The organism is Desulforhabdus amnigena (assembly GCF_027925305.1).
GTDB classification, from domain to species: domain Bacteria; phylum Desulfobacterota; class Syntrophobacteria; order Syntrophobacterales; family Syntrophobacteraceae; genus Desulforhabdus; species Desulforhabdus amnigena.
Window position 1 is genome coordinate 4,108,051 of sequence record NZ_BSDR01000001.1, and the last position, 16,701, is coordinate 4,124,751.

The 16,701-nt window shown below is 51.0% G+C and carries 11 protein-coding genes; 4 read left to right on the forward strand and 7 right to left on the reverse strand.

The genetic code is table 11. The features are described from left to right. Nucleotides 1–141: 141 nt before the first annotated feature. The 6 genes from QMG16_RS17620 to QMG16_RS17645 all read right to left on the reverse strand — a co-directional run bounded on the left by QMG16_RS17620 (nucleotide 142) and on the right by QMG16_RS17645 (nucleotide 8,755). A complete protein-coding gene (locus tag QMG16_RS17620) occupies nucleotides 142–2,361 on the reverse strand; it encodes a hydrogenase iron-sulfur subunit (RefSeq protein WP_281796327.1) in 2,220 nt (739 codons plus the stop codon). 4 nt (nucleotides 2,362–2,365) lie between these two features. Continuing rightward, nucleotides 2,366–3,634: a CoB--CoM heterodisulfide reductase iron-sulfur subunit A family protein gene (locus QMG16_RS17625; RefSeq protein WP_281796329.1), complete on the reverse strand. Its 1,269-nt coding sequence runs from the start codon at nucleotides 3,632–3,634 to the stop codon at nucleotides 2,366–2,368. Nucleotides 3,635–3,910: 276 nt separating this feature from the next. Next, nucleotides 3,911–5,815, reverse strand: a complete 1,905-nt coding sequence (gene aprA / locus QMG16_RS17630) for an adenylyl-sulfate reductase subunit alpha (RefSeq protein WP_281796331.1) — start codon at nucleotides 5,813–5,815, stop codon at nucleotides 3,911–3,913. 26 nt (nucleotides 5,816–5,841) lie between these two features. Then, nucleotides 5,842–6,282 (reverse strand): adenylyl-sulfate reductase subunit beta, encoded by a 441-nt coding sequence (gene aprB / locus QMG16_RS17635; protein WP_281796333.1) that lies wholly within the window; start codon nucleotides 6,280–6,282, stop codon nucleotides 5,842–5,844. Between the two features lie 639 nt (nucleotides 6,283–6,921). Continuing rightward, nucleotides 6,922–8,115: a sulfate adenylyltransferase gene (sat, locus tag QMG16_RS17640; RefSeq protein WP_281796334.1), complete on the reverse strand. Its 1,194-nt coding sequence runs from the start codon at nucleotides 8,113–8,115 to the stop codon at nucleotides 6,922–6,924. 448 nt (nucleotides 8,116–8,563) lie between these two features. After that, nucleotides 8,564–8,755, reverse strand: coding sequence for a hypothetical protein (locus QMG16_RS17645; protein WP_281796336.1), 192 nt, complete (start codon nucleotides 8,753–8,755; stop codon nucleotides 8,564–8,566). A gap of 28 nt (nucleotides 8,756–8,783) precedes the next feature. Between QMG16_RS17645 and QMG16_RS17650 the strand changes: the two genes are divergently transcribed. The 4 genes from QMG16_RS17650 (at nucleotide 8,784) to QMG16_RS17665 (ending at nucleotide 13,262) form a co-directional block, all read left to right on the forward strand. Further along, nucleotides 8,784–9,797 (forward strand): potassium channel family protein, encoded by a 1,014-nt coding sequence (locus QMG16_RS17650; RefSeq protein WP_281796338.1) that lies wholly within the window; start codon nucleotides 8,784–8,786, stop codon nucleotides 9,795–9,797. 186 nt (nucleotides 9,798–9,983) lie between these two features. Then, nucleotides 9,984–11,165, forward strand: coding sequence for an acetyl-CoA C-acetyltransferase (locus QMG16_RS17655; protein WP_281796340.1), 1,182 nt, complete (start codon nucleotides 9,984–9,986; stop codon nucleotides 11,163–11,165). A gap of 38 nt (nucleotides 11,166–11,203) precedes the next feature. Beyond that, nucleotides 11,204–11,995, forward strand: a complete 792-nt coding sequence (locus tag QMG16_RS17660) for an enoyl-CoA hydratase-related protein (protein ID WP_281796342.1) — start codon at nucleotides 11,204–11,206, stop codon at nucleotides 11,993–11,995. Nucleotides 11,996–12,113: 118 nt separating this feature from the next. Next, nucleotides 12,114–13,262, forward strand: a complete 1,149-nt coding sequence (locus tag QMG16_RS17665; protein ID WP_281796344.1) for an acyl-CoA dehydrogenase family protein — start codon at nucleotides 12,114–12,116, stop codon at nucleotides 13,260–13,262. A 656-nt stretch (nucleotides 13,263–13,918) separates the two neighbouring features. Here QMG16_RS17665 and fusA read toward each other — a convergent pair. Beyond that, nucleotides 13,919–15,961 (reverse strand): elongation factor G, encoded by a 2,043-nt coding sequence (fusA, locus tag QMG16_RS17670; protein ID WP_281796346.1) that lies wholly within the window; start codon nucleotides 15,959–15,961, stop codon nucleotides 13,919–13,921. Nucleotides 15,962–16,701: the final 740 nt, after the last annotated feature.

The following is a 16,701-nucleotide window of genomic DNA, read 5'->3' on the forward strand; positions in this document are numbered from 1 at the left end:
AAAGAAACAGCTCCTTCCAAACCAGTTTTCATGCAGAAGGTCGGTATCCGTTCACCAACTTTCCCTGTCCGCAGATGGCACAGAAAGTGAGTATCAAATTTTTTGAACTTCCTTGTGCTCTGTGGTGAACGCATACGAAGATTAAAAACCTTTGTAGGGATTGGGTCCGACCTCTTCCAATTTGGATGAAAAATCATCCAGAATTTGAGGCAATCGATGATAATCCATGATGGAAATCTGCTCCAGTCGAACCCTGTCGGATTCCAGAACAAGACGGTTCAACGTTTCCTGGATTTTGCTCATGCGGATGTTGGCCAGTTCGCTGCCCTTGACGAAATGACACTGGTAATCGTCTCCGTGTTTGCAGCCGAGCAGAAGTATGCCGTCTATTCCTTTGGAAAGTGCGTCTGCGATCCATACCAGATTCATGGAACCCAGGCAGCGGACGGGCAAAATGCGCACCCATGGATTATAGCCCATGCGCCGAATGCCGACCATATCCAAGGCGGGATAGGCATCGTTTTCGCAAGCCAGCACCAGGATGCGAGGTTTTTCTTCGTATTCGTCAGGCACCTGGATGCTCTTGATCATATTGCCGACCATACCTACGGAATAATTCTTGAACGAGATGATACGTTCCGGGCATGCTCCCATGCAAACACCGCAACGGCGGCATCGGGTGGGGTTCGGCAGGGGATTGCCCTTTTCGTCTTCATTGATGGCGCCAAAGGGGCATTCTTCCGTACAACGTTTGCACTGAGTGCAACGCTGCATGAAGAATTCGGGGTAACTGAGATCGCCGGCACGCGGATGAACCGCCTTTCCCTCTGCGACCATTTCCACACATTGGATGGCTTTCAGCGCGGCTCCAGTGGCATCGTCGATTGCCCTTGCGTAATCCATGGGAGCTCGAACGGTCCCTGCGGGATAGATGCCGGTTCTCCTCGATTCGTAGGGAAAGCAGACAAAATGGGAGTCGGGAAAGCCATACTTGAGAGCCGGCAGCTCCGGTCCCTGGCGATACTGGAGGTTCAAGATATTGGATGCGAGGATGGTATCGGCGGGAACTTCCTGGGCTTCTTCCCCTTCCTTTTGAGCCTGTGCTTTGTAGGGTTCCCCGAACGCCGTGGAAGGAACCATGCCGTTGGCAAGCACGACCAAATCCAGGGATTCGGACATGATGGGAGAACGCGTGAGAATGTCTTCAGCGAGGATGATGAGACTTCCCGAACCGTCATCTTCAATACCGCTCACCGTACCCCGAACAAAGATGACTCCATCTTTCTGCAATTGCTTGTAAAGGAGTTCGTAATTTCCGTTGGCACGGATATCTTTGTAAAAAATATAAACTGCCGATTCGGGATTGGCCTCTTTGAAGTATTTGGCTTGCTTGAGGGATTCCACACAGCAGGCGGCAGAGCAGTAGGGCAGGTGTTCAGGATCGCGCGAACCGGCGCATAAAATGAAAGCGACGGCATTTACAGGTTGACCATTGGACGGCCGCTTGACATCACCCGATTTGAACAGAGGTTCCAGTTGAGAGGCGGTGATGACATCGGGAAACTGCCCGTACCCGAGATGTCCCAGTTTCTGGGGATCGTACTCGACGGCCCCTGTGGTCAAAACGATCGATCCCACCCGTTCCTGGACCTGGTTGCCGTTTTGAGCGATCTGAACATCGAACATGCAGGGAGCGCCTGAAACCTGCGCCACCTGCGCACCGGTATAGACCGTGACCTTGGGTCGCTCGGTCACCTCCTGAATGAGGCCCTGCAGGTCGAGTTCCTGAAGCTCTTCATAGGGGGGCTGAGAAGGAGGCAATTTATACACATCCTTCAGATACCCACCCAGTTGATCCGTTTTTTCGACAAGAATCGTTTCGTAACCCGCCTTGGCCGCTTCATTGGCTGCAGTGATTCCAGCCAGTCCTCCACCCACAACGAGAATGCGCTTGCTCAGATTTTCCGCCTCGAAGGGTACCGGGGATTCGGATTCCATGGCTTTGGTGATTCCCATGCGGAGAAAATCCTGGGCCATCATCTGAGTATCTTCATCATTGGCGGGATGAGACCAAACCACCTGCTCCCGGAGATTGACCCTTTCGACGACCTTATCCGGGGAAAAAGCAAAGACATCGGTCATGACCCTGGGCGAACAGGCCGCTATGACGGCGGTGTCGATTTCGCCGGATTCGAGATCGGACTTGATAAGGGCGACTCCTTCAGGACTGCAGAGAAACGGATGCTGCTTGCAGACGGGAACATTGTATTCGGATGTGGCCACCCCGGCTAGGGCTTCCATGTCGAGTGCATCACCCAGCCCGCAGCCTGAGCAAATATAGACCCCCATTTTCTTTTCCATTGAGCTACCTCCTGCACGTTGCCTGAATGGCTTTGAGAGCTGCTGCGGTTGCATCCTGAACACTGGATGCAACGTCCACCGGGCTTTTTACACATCCTGCGCCAATGATTCCGGCAGTGGGCTGCGCTTTGAGGATAAATCCATTGTCATCGTATGCGGCATCCGCCGGGATTTTAGTGGTGGCGGAGCTGGGCACCATTCCGGTGGCGAGCACCACGAGGTCGTACTGTTCCTTGAGAATTTTGCCGGTAGCCTGGTCTTCCACCTGCACGGTGACCAGGCCGGTGGCAGGATCTTCGGTGATTTCTCCAGCCTTTCCCTTGATGAGGGTAACCCGGTCGTCGGATTGAACTTTATTGAAAAAGTCTTCGTACTTTCCAAGAGCGCGGATGTCGATATAGTAAATGGCGGCCTGTGCCTGTGGGTTTTGTTCCAAAAGATAGGTCGCCTGCTTGAGAGAAGCCAGGCAGCAGACGCCCGAACAATAGGGCAGGTGGTTTTCATCGCGGGACCCGGCGCACTGGATGAAAGCGATTTTGTTGACTTGCGTGCCGTCCGAGATGCGGGTGATTTTGCCGTTGGTCGGCCCGTTGTAGGAAGCGAGGCGCTCCATCATGACATTGGTGATGACATTTCGGTGTTTGCCTGCGCCGTAGTAGATGATTTTTTCCGCCGCGTATGGCTCCCAGCCCGTTGCCCAAACGATGGCTCCGACCTTCAGGTCGAATTGCTCCGGTTGCATGGTGAGATCAATGGCGTCATAGGGACAGGATGCTTTGATTTTTTCCGCTTCAGGCGTTCCAATGACTTCCGGAGCCAAAACGTACCGCATGGGAAATGCAAATTCGTGGGGCAAATACGCAGCCTTTACTTTATCCATCCCGTAATTGAAGTCGTTTGGGATTTCTGTTTCCGCCGCCGCAGCGCAAAGGCCGCATCCGGTGCATTTTTCATTTACGAAGCGAGGACTGGTTTTAATGGTCACGTCAAAGTCTCCCGCTTGACCTTCGATCTTTTGAACTTCCGCCATAGTGAAAAATCGTATAAGGGGGTTGCTTTTGATGCGGCGAAAGTTGATTTCCAATCCACAGTTGGGAGGACATAATTTGGGAAAATACTTGTTCATCCGTGTAACACGTCCGCCCAGATAGGGCTGTTTTTCTACCAGATAGACCTGGCAACCAGCTTCAGCGGCCTCCAAAGCGGCGCTCAAGCCACTCATGCCGCCTCCCACCACTAGAATGCTCCGGTTTCCGCTCAACGAATCGGCCATATAATTCCTCCGTGGTCTGTGTTTTATCCAGGTTGCATGGATTCATGGAAATGGGCAGGGATGCCTCTTTTGGTGCTGCAGTTCCCGAAAGAACAACAAACAAGAAAGACTAACTCACTTGTGAAGACATTTTCAATACAAAAATTCCAGCCGGGTTCACATGAGACGAGCAAGGAGGAAGAGGGGCAGCAAGGGAACGAAGCACAATACGGAAAGAGCAAAAAAAAACCTCCGAGTGTAGAACACACCCGGAGGCCAATTATCCAAGGTTCGCTATTACACGATGTTTACAACAGGAACCTTCTTCATCGTCCACTCACCGGTCTTGGGATTGTACACTGAGTTGACGAATACCTTCCAGTTCGCTTCATCCATATTGGGATAGTCAGCGCGGAAATAGTAACCGGGCCAACGGCTTTCCTCACGGAAGAGCACGTGACGCAGATGGCTTTCTGCAATCCACATACGGTGGGTATTTTCCCAGCAACGAAGCAGTTCGTGCAGGCTGGATGCAGCCAGCTTCTCGGAGTCTTCCTTCAGCATGCCAAGGAGTTCAAGACCTTTTTCCAGGAGAGCCTTGTTGGTGGTGAACTGTGCGCTAACGCCGGCGACATATTCATCCATGATCTTCTGGAGGCGGAACATGAACATCTTGGGTTTGATGAAGTTGGGGTTGATGTCGGGATCGCTGGAGAGTGCGCCAAATTTCTCGAAGAGAGCCAAAGGTGCAAGGATTTTCTCTTTCCATGCAGCGATGGTCGCATCGTCAACCTGAGGAGCAACGTTGTTGTCCAGGATGTATGCGATAGCGCCCTTGGCTGCGATACGGCCTTCTGCGTGCGAGCCGGAGGAGAACTTGTGGCTGGATGCACCGGCGCCGTCACCAGCGGTGAAGAGACCCTTGACGGTGGTCATGTGGTTGTATACGCCAATGGGTTCCCACTGCTTCTTGTATTCTGCAGGCATAACATCTTCGGGACCGCACACCCAGGCACCGGAAGCGCCGGAGTGAGAACCGATGAAGTAAGGCTCTGCAGGAGCGATTTCAGAAGATTTCTCTTCGGGCTGGATGTTGCTGCCCGCCCAGAGGAGAGCCTGGCTGATGGTCATATCCAGGAAGTCTTCCCATGCTTCTGCTTCCAGTTCCTTCATCTTTTTCTTGAAGGCCTTGGGATCGTCTTTGTACTTGGCTGCCAGGTTGGCGATGGCCTCTTCCGTTCTCATGTAGATGGGGCCTTTACCTGCCATGATGTCTTCCATACCCAGCCAGTTACGAAGGTTGGCGGGGATGGGCTTGGCCAAGCCGTAGGGAGCCCAATTGGGAAGCTCGTTGGCGCGGGTTACCATGTATTCCTCACCCAGAGCGTTGGTTGCACGGGATTTGAACAGGAGGAACCAGGCGCCTACAGGGCCGTAACCATCTTTGAAACGTACGGGGATGAAGCGTACTTCCTGGCAGGTCATTTCTGCACCGGCCTTGATGGTGAAATATGCGGTAGAACCGGAGTTCCAGGGGGGATACCATGCACGACCCAAACCTTCACCTACTGAACGGGGACGGAAAACGTGCACCGCGCCACCCATCATAGCGATGGTTGCTTTTGCCTTGAAAACGTAGAACTTGTCTTCACGTACGCTGAAGCCTACACCACCGATGCACTTGTCACCGTCCATGAGGGGCTCAACAATGAAAACACGTTCGTACAGCCAATCCTTGAAGCCGGCTTCGTTCATGGCGTTCTTGGCGGCTTCCGCAACGATGACCTTGTAGGATTCACCGTTGATCATGATCTGCCAGCGGCCTTCATGAACATACTCGCCCTTTTCATCTTTCCAGATGGGAAGACCCCATTTTTCAAAAAGATGAACGGAAGAGTCAACGTGGCGTGCGATATCATATACCAGGTCTTCACGGGAGATGCCCATGAGGTCCTGACGTACGTATTTTACGTAATCTTCAAGGGTGTTCTTGCCCTTGGCGTAGCCAATGTACTGGTTGATGGCGGAAAGACCCATAGCAACAGCGCCGGAACGGTCCATAGCTGCCTTATCAACCACGGTTACCTTCAGACCATGTTTTTTTGCCCAGTAAGCAGCTTCGAAGGTAGCGCCACAGGCGGACATACCACCGCCAATGATCAGAAGATCGGTATCGACGACTACGGTTTCAAAATTAGGCATATCGTTACCTCCTTATGGGGTTGTTGTTACTTCAGGGTGGGAAGGGTATCCTGGCCAGTAGAAGCAGGTTCGGTACAGAGGATGGGGCTCTTGATGTCATCCGTACCCGTTGCATACCCTGCCAAAGGATTCGCCTTGCCTTCCGGGGTGGTCCGGATGGGGAACTTGAAGCGTTTTACCTGGCCGTTACGGAACTTAACGGTCCACATAATGTCTTCGGAACCACGGAGGGGCACCACTGAAGCTCCCATAGGAACGAAGTCGGCGTAGGCGCGTACGTCAATGGCCTGCTGGGGACAGATCTTAACGCAATTGTAGCATTCCCAGCACATTTCGGGAGCGCGGTTGTAACCTTTCATTTTCTCTTTGTCGAGAACCATCAGGTCCTGGGGGCAGATGTACATGCATGCTGTCTTGTCTTGGCCTTTGCAGCCATCGCACTTTTCAAGGATTACATAACTTGGCATAACTATCCTCCTAAGAGTTTATACTTTATCCTTAAGCCTATCGTTCACAATTGTCTGGAAGCCCTATCTGTGCCCTACACCTCCCTTCTTGAATCCGCACTCACCCTCTTGCCGAGAGCAAGCTGTTTGGTAGAAATGATCACTGCTGTGTTTTACTTATCTCTTCTTCACGTCCCAAGCGATTCCAACGTGAAGTTTGATCGCCAGTCTTAATGCTGTACCCCGAGCCTACCCTTCATGCCGGTAATTCTTTCCGAAAAAAAGGACCGCTTGCTTGTGCATTATATTGCAAGCTCATTATAGGGACGGTCTTCCCATTGTCAAGGGAAAAATATGCAAATTTTCACAAGTGCAAAAACTGACATGCCGAAAGGGAGGAAAGAGACGATTTCGGCCGTATGACGGCCACCAAACGCACATGTCTTTATAAATCATGCGGGCGGATAATTAGCACGGATGAATCAAAAATGCAAGGCCGGAGAAAATGAGATCAGGTGCCTTTTGTGCTTGAATCTACAGGCGCAGGAGCTGTTTTGGTTGTCGCTTCTCATGAGAAAAAACGAACGATACCCGCTTTCCAGGGAATGGAAAGCGGGTATCGTTAAAACAAAGCCACCAGTGATGCAGGCAATGGCGAACTTATTTTACGGTAGACTGGTAATAGGCCATGAGAATCTTTGCCACTTCCGGACGGGAGAATTCCGGTGGAGGAGCCTGACCCTCAGAAAGCATGGCGCGTACTTTGGTTCCGGAGAGCAGAATGAAATCATCTTTTGTATGGTCGGGAACGTCGCGCATCATGACAACGCGTCCGAGCTTCTTGGACCATGCGGTGTGGTCTGCCATATAGATTTCGATTTCGAGTGCACCCTTGGGTACCTCTTCGGTGAAAATGGTTTGAGCGTCAAACGGGCCATAGTAGTCGCCGACGCCGGCATGGTCACGGCCGACGATGAAATGGGTACAGCCGCAATTCTGACGGAAGAGAGCATGCAACACGGCTTCGCGGGGACCGGCGTAGAGCATGTCGAAGCCGTAACCCGTGATCAGAACCGTATTGGGTTCAAAATAGAGTTCCACCATCTTCCGGATGCATGCATCACGAACATCTGCAGGGATATCCCCTGGTTTCAGGCGGCCAAGCAGCATGTGGATGAGAATACCATCGGCCTTGACATCGTTGTAAGCCATGCGGCAGAGTTCTTCGTGGGCGCGGTGCATGGGGTTACGTGTCTGGAAGGCAACCACTTTTTCCCATCCGAGCTTCTGCATCTCTTCACGGATCTGGTAGGCGGTGCGGAAGGTTTCAGGGAAATCCAGCTCAAAATAGGAAAAGTTGAGCACTTTGATGGGGCCGGAAATGGCGAAATTGCCCACTGTATTGAAAGCCTTCACTCCCGGGTGTTCCATATCGGTCGTGCGGTAGACTTTCTCTGTCATGAACTTCATCTGGTCGGCGGTGACTTCTTCGATATCTTCCACATCCATGATCGCCAGAACAGGCTGGCCGGCGACGTTGGGATCACGCAGAGCGATTCTTTTGGCACCTTTGATGCGAGCAGCCTCTTTTTTCACCATGTTCAAAATGGGAACAGGGAAAAAGATCCCCTTTGTCGTCATCATCTTTTCTGCACAGCTCATGGCATCCGCGACATTCATGAAGCCGGTCAGCGGGTTGAAATATCCGCCACCCAGCATGACGGCGTTTCCGGCTGCTGCAGAAGACACGACGATTGAAGGCAACTCAATCGCTTCCTTGGCCAATTCCGCGCGTATCTTCGGGTCCATAACGTAAAGCGGGTTCAACGTTTTCGATCCATGTGGCTTAATCATAATTCTTTCCTCTCTAACCTGATTCCTGATTGATGAATTTCTCCGCTAACACGTGAAACAAAACACTCATGCCAGACATGCAGCGTGCGCCTTGAGGCACTTGACAACCCTTCTGAACGACCTGCAGTAGGCCCGCCGCCTTTGATAGCATCCCTTCCAGACAGCCAACATTCAAGCTGGAGACGGGCGTTCCCTCGTACCTGAAACGCTCATCATACCCGCTGGATGAGAATACCTGAAAGTCCGCTTTTCTTCCGCACTTCAATCGTGCTAACTGTTATCAAATTTTCCATTGATGTCAAGCTGAAACTGTTATGTTTTTCACAAACACGAACCGAGAACCCATTCGAATTTCTTATTTATGTTCTTTGGCTGTGATCTTTTTAATGGATTTTACGGGAAGAGATGGGGCATTTATAGCGAATTCCATCTCAATAACTGAAAGATTTCAGAGAAAGAGAGATGTGACACCCACAAAAAGAGATTTGGGAAGCGCACGCATGTATTTCATGATAAACGTACCGGGCAGATCTGGATGAGGTATGAGTGCCCCACTCGTTTGATTTCGAAGATCGGGGGATTGGATCTGCCTGCGCAGGGGTGAGGCTTTCCCGGTGATGTGTCCACCTTGCAGGTTCATGTTACCCCATTACATCAGGTTGAGTTGAATGGCGGAAAAGTACTGGATGGCGACAACCGGCAGGCATGTGATTGTACTCATTTTGCTTTCGGTGCTTCTCATTGGTTTTGGAACCATGGGATACATCATCATTGAAGGGTATCCCTTTGTAGATGCCCTATATATGACGATCATCACTCTCACGACGGTTGGCTTCGGAGAGGTAAAGCCGCTGGATCAGAATGGGCGGATTTTCACGATTTTGCTCATTTTCTTGGGAGCCGGTTTTGTGGCATACAATCTGGCTTATTTCAGCCAACTTTTTCTCGATGGCGATTGGCTTGAGATTTACCGGAGGCGTAAGTTGGAAAAAACGCTCGAACAACTCAAAAACCATTATATCATTTGTGGTTATGGCCAGATGGGGCAGATCATCGTGCGGGAACTGCAACGCTATAACGTGCCCGCTGTGGTCATAGAAAATGACGATTCACTCCTCCTTAAAATAAAGGAGAAGGGGATACTTTATTTGGCAGGGGATGCTACGGAGGAAGAAAATCTCCTTGCCGCCGGCATCATGAAAGCCAAGGGACTGGTATCTGTTGTGAGCAAGGATACGGACAATGTTTTCATTGTCCTTACTGCCCGAGACCTCAAAAAGGATTTGTATATCTTCAGTCGTGCCGGCACCCAGGGCAGTGAGAAAAGACTGTGTAAAGCCGGAGCCAACCGGGTGGTCTCCCCATTTGCCATCGGTGCTACCCGCATCGCCCAAAATATCCTGCGTCCCACCGTGACCGACTTTCTGGAACTGGCCCTCTCGGAGGAAGGGATGGAATTGAGCATGGAAGAATTTTTCCTCTCCGATCAGTCCACCCTGATCGGAAAAAAGCTCATCGATTCGGGAATTCGAAGCCAATATAATCTGATCGTTGTCGCCATCAAGCATCACGATGGCAAAATGATTTATAATCCCTCGCCTCGACAGACGCTTGAAGCCGGCGATATCCTTGTGATGATCGGTCCGAGGGAAAACCTGCGTCGTTTTTCCAGCGAACTTTGATAATGCAGCCATCCTCCCTTGATTTACGGAAGATTCAAGCACTTCAAAAGATTTGACAAGAACAAATTGATTTCCTATAAACAAACAAATTTTGTAGGAAAAGAGACCTGATTCAATTTTAGGCCCTCGATCTACCCCCGTAAAGCGGGGCATTCACTTTTTCAGCTTCATCTTATGGAGGGACAAATGCAACAGGCGGTCATTGTCAGCGCTCTAAGGACTCCCGTGGGCAGTTTTGGAAAGTCTTTAAACTCCGTTCCTGCTGTAGAGCTTGGAGTAACGGCTCTCAAGGAATCTCTGCGGCGTATTCCATTGGAAGCCGAGCAAATCGATGAGGTCATTCTGGGCAATGTGCTTCAGGGAGGTTTAGGGCAGAATCCGGCACGGCAAGTAGCCATACACGCCGGCCTTCCAAAAGAAATTCCTGCTTTTACCATAAACAAGGTCTGCGCCTCCGGTCTGAAATCCGTTTTTCTGGCAGCACAGGCGGTCATGCTTGGAGATGCGGATGTTGTCGTTGCCGGGGGAATCGAAAACATGTCCCGGGCTCCTTATGTCCTGAACGGTTGCCGCTGGGGACAGCGCATGGGAGACGGCAAGTTGATCGACTTGATGATTCTCGATGGTCTATGGGATGCCTTTAATGGATACCATATGGGCATTACCGCCGAGAATGTATCCGCCAAGTTTGGAGTGAGCCGTCAGGAACAGGACGAGTTTGCTCTGGCGAGCCAGCAAAAAGCCGAAGCCGCGATAAAGAGTGGAAGATTCAAAGACGAAATCGTGCCCGTCGAAATCCCCCAAAGAAAAGGAAAGCCCGTCATTTTTGATACGGACGAACATCCCCGTTTTGGAACTACTCTCGAGGCCTTGAACAAGCTTCCACCTGCCTTCAAGCCCGATGGGACGGTGACTGCGGGCAATGCTTCGGGGATCAATGACGCAGCCTGTATCATCATCGTCATGTCGGAAAAGAAGGCGGCATCTCTGGGGCTGAAGCCGCTGGCGGCGATCAGAAGCTATGCATCCAGCGGTGTAGATCCTTCGATCATGGGGATTGGCCCGGTGCGAGCGAGCCAGAAAGCATTGGCTCGGGCGGGATGGTCTCCTCAGGATTTGGATCTGGTCGAAGCCAATGAGGCTTTTGCCGCTCAGGCCATCGTTGTGAACCGTGAACTGGGATGGGATCTTTCGAAAGTGAATGTCAATGGTGGGGCCATTGCCTTAGGGCATCCCATTGGTGCTTCCGGCGCCCGCATTCTGACGACGCTTCTGCACGAGATGCAGAAACGCGATGCCAAGAAGGGGTTGGCGACCCTTTGCATCGGCGGAGGGCAGGGATCGGCCATTGTCGTGGAACGTCCATAGGTTGCCAATGACTTTTTGGGAGAGAGGGAATTCACGTTATGGCATATGAAAATATCCTTTTCGAAGTGAAAGATGGAGTCGGTGTTCTTACTTTCAACAGGCCGAAAGCCTTGAATGCTCTGAACCCGAAGACCTTGGAAGAAGTGGAATCGGTCATCGACGCGACTCGAAAAGACGAAAACATTCGAGTATTGGTGCTCACCGGCGCGGGGGACAAGGCCTTCGTTGCTGGAGCCGATATTTCTGAGTTTCCCAAAATGAATCCCCTTCAAGCCAGAATGTTTGCCGAGAAAGGGCAAGAGGTCTTTTTTAAGTTGGAACAATTGCCCAAACCGGTGCTGGCCTGTGTCAACGGGTTCGCACTGGGTGGAGGGTGCGAAATCGCCATGAGCTGCGATTTCATTTATGCAAGCGATAAAGCCAAATTCGGGCAACCGGAGGTCAATCTCGGTGTTATCCCCGGATTTGGTGGTACCCAGAGACTGGCTCGTCTGATAGGCCGGGCCAAGGCCAAAGAGCTTTGTATGACGGGAGAAATGATCGATGCGCAACAGGCCAAAGACCTTGGTCTGGTCGCAAAGGTCTTTCCTGCGGACCAACTCATGGAAGAAACCATGAAGGTGGCGAAACTGCTGTCTACAAGAGGGCAGGGGGTTCTACGCAGCATCAAACAAGTCGTGGATCGCGGCATGGATGTAGACCTCAAAACGGGATGTGCGCTGGAAGCAGAGGCATTTGGCGTCTGTTTTGCCAGTCAGGATGCAAAAGAGGGGGTCTCCGCTTTTCTTGAAAAGCGCAAACCCCAATTCAAAGGAAGCCTGGAAAGCTGAGATGGGTACGGAGACTTCGAAAAATGCCAGGGGCGGAATGACGATTTCTGCCGCCGTGCACTGAGGTTTGTTGTAGAGGAAATTTGGTGAGGCAGCATTTTCACATGGAGGAGAGACCATGAACTTTGAACTGACCGAAGAACAACAAATGATCCAGGATATGGCTCGAAAGTTTGCTGAACGTGAAATCAAACCCGTGGCCGCGGAATTGGACCGTACGCACAAACATCCCGCTGATCTGGTCGCAAAGATGGGCGAACTCGGACTGATGGGGGTGACCATCCCCGAAGAATATGGGGGAGCCGGAATGGATTATATCTGTTACGTACTCTCCATGATCGAGATCTCCAAAGCGTGTGCCTCCTGCGGTGTCATCATGAGCGTCTGCAACAGCCTCTACAATTTCCCCGTGAATGCTTATGGGACAGAAGAGCAGAAGAAAAAATATTTAACACCCGTCGCCAGTGGTCAAGCCTTGGGCTGCTATGGTCTTACGGAGGCGGGTGCAGGTTCCGACCCGGCCAAGATGCGTACTACGGCCGTGCTGGACGGGAATGAATGGGTCATCAACGGGGTGAAAAAGTTCATCACCAACGGCAACGTTGCAAAATACTGTGTATTGGCAGCCGTTACGGACAAAAGTGCAGGCTACAAAGGGATCAGTTCCTTCATCATCGACTTTGAAAATACCCCAGGTTTCAGGGTGGGAACTGTAGAAGACAAGTTGGGAATCAATGCTTCGGGAACGGCTGAACTGGTTTTCGAAGATGCCCGTATCCCCAAGGAGAATCTCCTCGGAAAGCCCGGGGAAGGTTTCAAGCAAATGCTCACCACGCTGGATGGCGGCCGTATCGGTATCGCCTCGCAGGCGCTGGGCATCGGGTATGCCACTTTGGAAGAGGCCATTGAATACAGTAAGACGCGGGAACAATTCGACCGTCCCATTTCTTCTTTCCAGGCCATCCAGTGGAAGCTGGCGGATATGGCCACACAGCTGGATGCTGCGCTGCTTTTGACCCTTCGGGCCGCCTGGCTGGAACAGAATCACCGGCCCTATGAAAAAGAAGCCGCCATGGGCAAGCTGCTCGCTTCCGATGTCGCCATGTGGGCCGCTGTGGAAGGGGTGCAAGTTCTGGGTGGATACGGGTTCTGTAAAGACTATCCCATGGAACGGCACATGCGGGATGCCAAGATCACTCAGATTTACGAAGGAACCAACGAAATTATGCGGCTGGTGATTGCTCGTAACCTCTTGAAACAGCGGTAAAATTCCGTGTCGCGAAAGCCTTGAAAGTCTAAGAAAGCCAAACCCCCGAAAGACCGCAGTCTTTCGGGGGTTTCTTTTTGTCAGCAACTGACTTGATACTTTGAGGGTGCCTCGGGAGGCGGAGTGGCGCAGGCAACCAACGTTATACCCGAGTAAGTCTTTTTCCGTTGTTCATTTTTTGTCTTCCTCAGTTCATCCGTACGACCTGACGCCCCCGGGGTTCCAAGGAGAAAATCCCTTGCCTAGGATCTCATCATTCGGCGTTCCCGCCTCTGGATTCGCTTGATCGCTTTTTTCTTCTTGATGCGACGGCGTTCTCCTTTAGAAAGATAATAGTTGTGGCGACGCAAGACAGGTTGGACGTTCTTTTGAAAGTCTTTGCGGAGCTTACGTATTTTCTTTTCAATATTTTCTCTTGTTTCGGACTCCGACATTAAATATTCACCTACCTTTCCGCAAAAAACTTCGACGGTCTCAACATGCTTCTTTTTTCAAAAAAGCGCGAGTTGCTCTTTCCCGCCAGTCAGAGCAGTCTCAGCGCCCCATGGGTCTTTCGTTGGTTGCCTGCAAAAACCCCACAACCAAAAGAAAATAAATCAACTTTCTAAAGATATCAAGAAAATATAATTGATCCCCAGCACATTTTAAAAATATGCTCATCCCTGTGAAGCGAGATCGTAATGTGAGAAATGCATGGTGAAGGTTCCTCTTCCCTGGGTCGAAGACCGAAGTACGGTCGAATAGCCGAACATCTTTGAGAGAGGAGCGACGGCCTTGACGACCTGAATGGCCTTACGCGCTGAAATGCTTTCTACTCTCCCTTTGCGCAGACTGATGTCCCCCAGCACTTCCCCGAGAAATTCCTCGGGAACGAGGATTTCCACTGCCATGAAGGGTTCAAGCAGTATGGGGGCAGCCTGCTCGCACGCCTGTCTGAACGCCATAGTCGCAGCGACCTTGTAAGCCAATTCGCTGGATACGCCTTCCTGAAAGCTCCCTCCGAAGATCACTGCTTCCACATCTACGACCGGATAGCCGAGAAGGGGGCCACTGTTGAAGGCATCCTGGATCCCCTGTTCAAGTGCGGAGAAGTAAATTTCGGGGATGGAAGCGTCTCTGATCCTGTTTTCAATGAAATTGCCTTCTCCCCTTTGGCGTGGAGAGACACGGAGTTCCACCATGGCATAGTGCCTGGTCCCTCCGATCTCACGGTCGAAAACGGCTTGAGCCTGGGCCGCCTCGCGAATGGTTTCCCTGTAGACGACTTGTGGTTTTCCTGCATTGGCGATTACATGAAAATCTCGCTCCAGGCGGTTCAAGACGATTTCCAGGTGCAATTCACCCATTCCGCTGATGATCGTCTGGCCGGTATCGGGATTTTCGGTGAATCTGAAAGTCGGATCTTCCTCAGACAATTTGGCCAGGCTGTCCAGCAGTTTTTCCTGATCGGCCCTCGTGTTTGCCTCAACCGCGATGGAGATGACGGGTTCGTAGATATCAACGGGTTCAAGGAGGATGGGATGCCCCGGAGCGCATAAAGAATCGCCGGTTGTGGCGGATTTGAGCCCCATGAGGGCCACAATGTTTCCTGCCCCCGTTTGCTCGAGTCGATCGCGTTTGTTGGCGTGCATCTGGAAAATACGCGAGATCTTTTCTTTGGTGCCTTTGGTGACATTGAAGATATCACTGCCGACCTGTAGCTTTCCGGAATAAATGCGGGCATAGGTCAGTTTGCGTCCTTGGTCCATCTGAATCTTGAATGCCAGAGCTGCTAAAGGCGCTTGTTCACTGCTCGGACGCTCTTCGATCTCTTTTGTTTGAGGATTTTCTCCTTTGATAGGGGGAACATCGAGCGGGGAAGGAAGAAAATCCACAATAGCGTCGAGAAGAGGCTGTATCCCCTTGTTTTTCAATGCAGAGCCGCACAATACGGGAACGGCTTTGAGCTGTAGGGTGATCTTGCGGATGACGGGGATCAATTCCTCGGCGGAGATCTCTTTTCCCTCCAGATAAAGATCCATGAGGTTGTCATCCCATTCAGCCACTTTTGCCACCAGATTATCGCGGGCTTCAATGGCTTCCTTCAGAAGATCCGGTTCGATATCCTGATATTGATATTCAGCTCCAAGGGTTTCGTCGAGCCAGGTAATCTGTTTCATGCGCAGCAGATCGATCACTCCACGGAAGTTAGCTTCCTGTCCAAGGGGAAGCTGCAAAATAAGGGGATTGGCTTTGAATTTTTCTTCAATCTGTTGAACGACATTTTTGAAGTCGGCGCCGAGGCGATCCATTTTGTTGACAAAAGCGATTTTTGGAACGTGATATCGGTCCGCCTGGTGCCAAACTGTTTCCGATTGCGGTTCCACACCTCCAACACCGCAGAAGACGGCAATGGCCCCGTCGAGGACACGCAGAGAGCGTTCCACTTCGATGGTAAAGTCCACATGTCCCGGCGTATCGATCAGGTGGAATTCATGATTGCGCCAAAGACAGGTGGTCACGGCCGAGGTTATGGTTATTCCTCGCTCCTGTTCCTGTTCCATCCAGTCCATCACAGCGGTGCCGTCGTGAACCTCCCCCATTTTGTGAGATCGACCCGTGTAATAGAGGATCCTTTCAGTGACTGTGGTCTTTCCAGCATCGATATGAGCTATGATGCCGAAGTTGCGAAATGTATTGAGGCGACGTGCTTCAGCCATATTTACTTTTCCCCGATTGGGAGGTCAAAGAATATCTTTTCCCATTGGTAACGCAAAATGCCGGTGTCTCTTTGTTGAGAACTTCGGGTTTCGTGCCCCCTTCCTGCTCCAGATTCCAAAGATTGAAAACTACATGTCATTTTGGCCGCACCCAAATCCATTACCCTGTTTTTTCTGAAAATAGAAAAAAGTAATGTAAAGAAAATTGCATAAAGTGTCAAGGTAATGGAAAAAATGGCAAAATGTATTCCTCTTATGCTTTCCGTTTTGCAGCCGTTCACCGCAGAGGGATTGAAAAGCTCAGAGAATAAGGAAAGTTCAAAGCCGGCTGTTTTTTTCTTTTCTGCGTAATCTGCGGATATGCAAAGGGTGGTGAACGGTCATTGCATTTTTCCGCGGAAAATCCGGAAAACAAATCAAAATGCGTGCGATCGGCCGTTTTCCCACATGAAACAACGAACCCACTGACCAAATTCCCCACGTTCAAAAACTATTCTTCCATAAAAATTCTGGTGTTTCTCATGTTGAAAAACCCGGTGCAATAAGGGGCTTTAGCCCACCAGTCCGTTAGAATGCGTTCAATAACTCTAAATAAGTCTACATAAGGCCGGATACTTCATCAATAAGATCCTCAGCCCGCACATTTTCAGAAAAATTCATCCTAATCCTTGAAAATCCCGATTTATGGGGGTTGTCACTGGCGAGACTATGCTGCTAAGTAAGGGGCAATCCTAAACTCT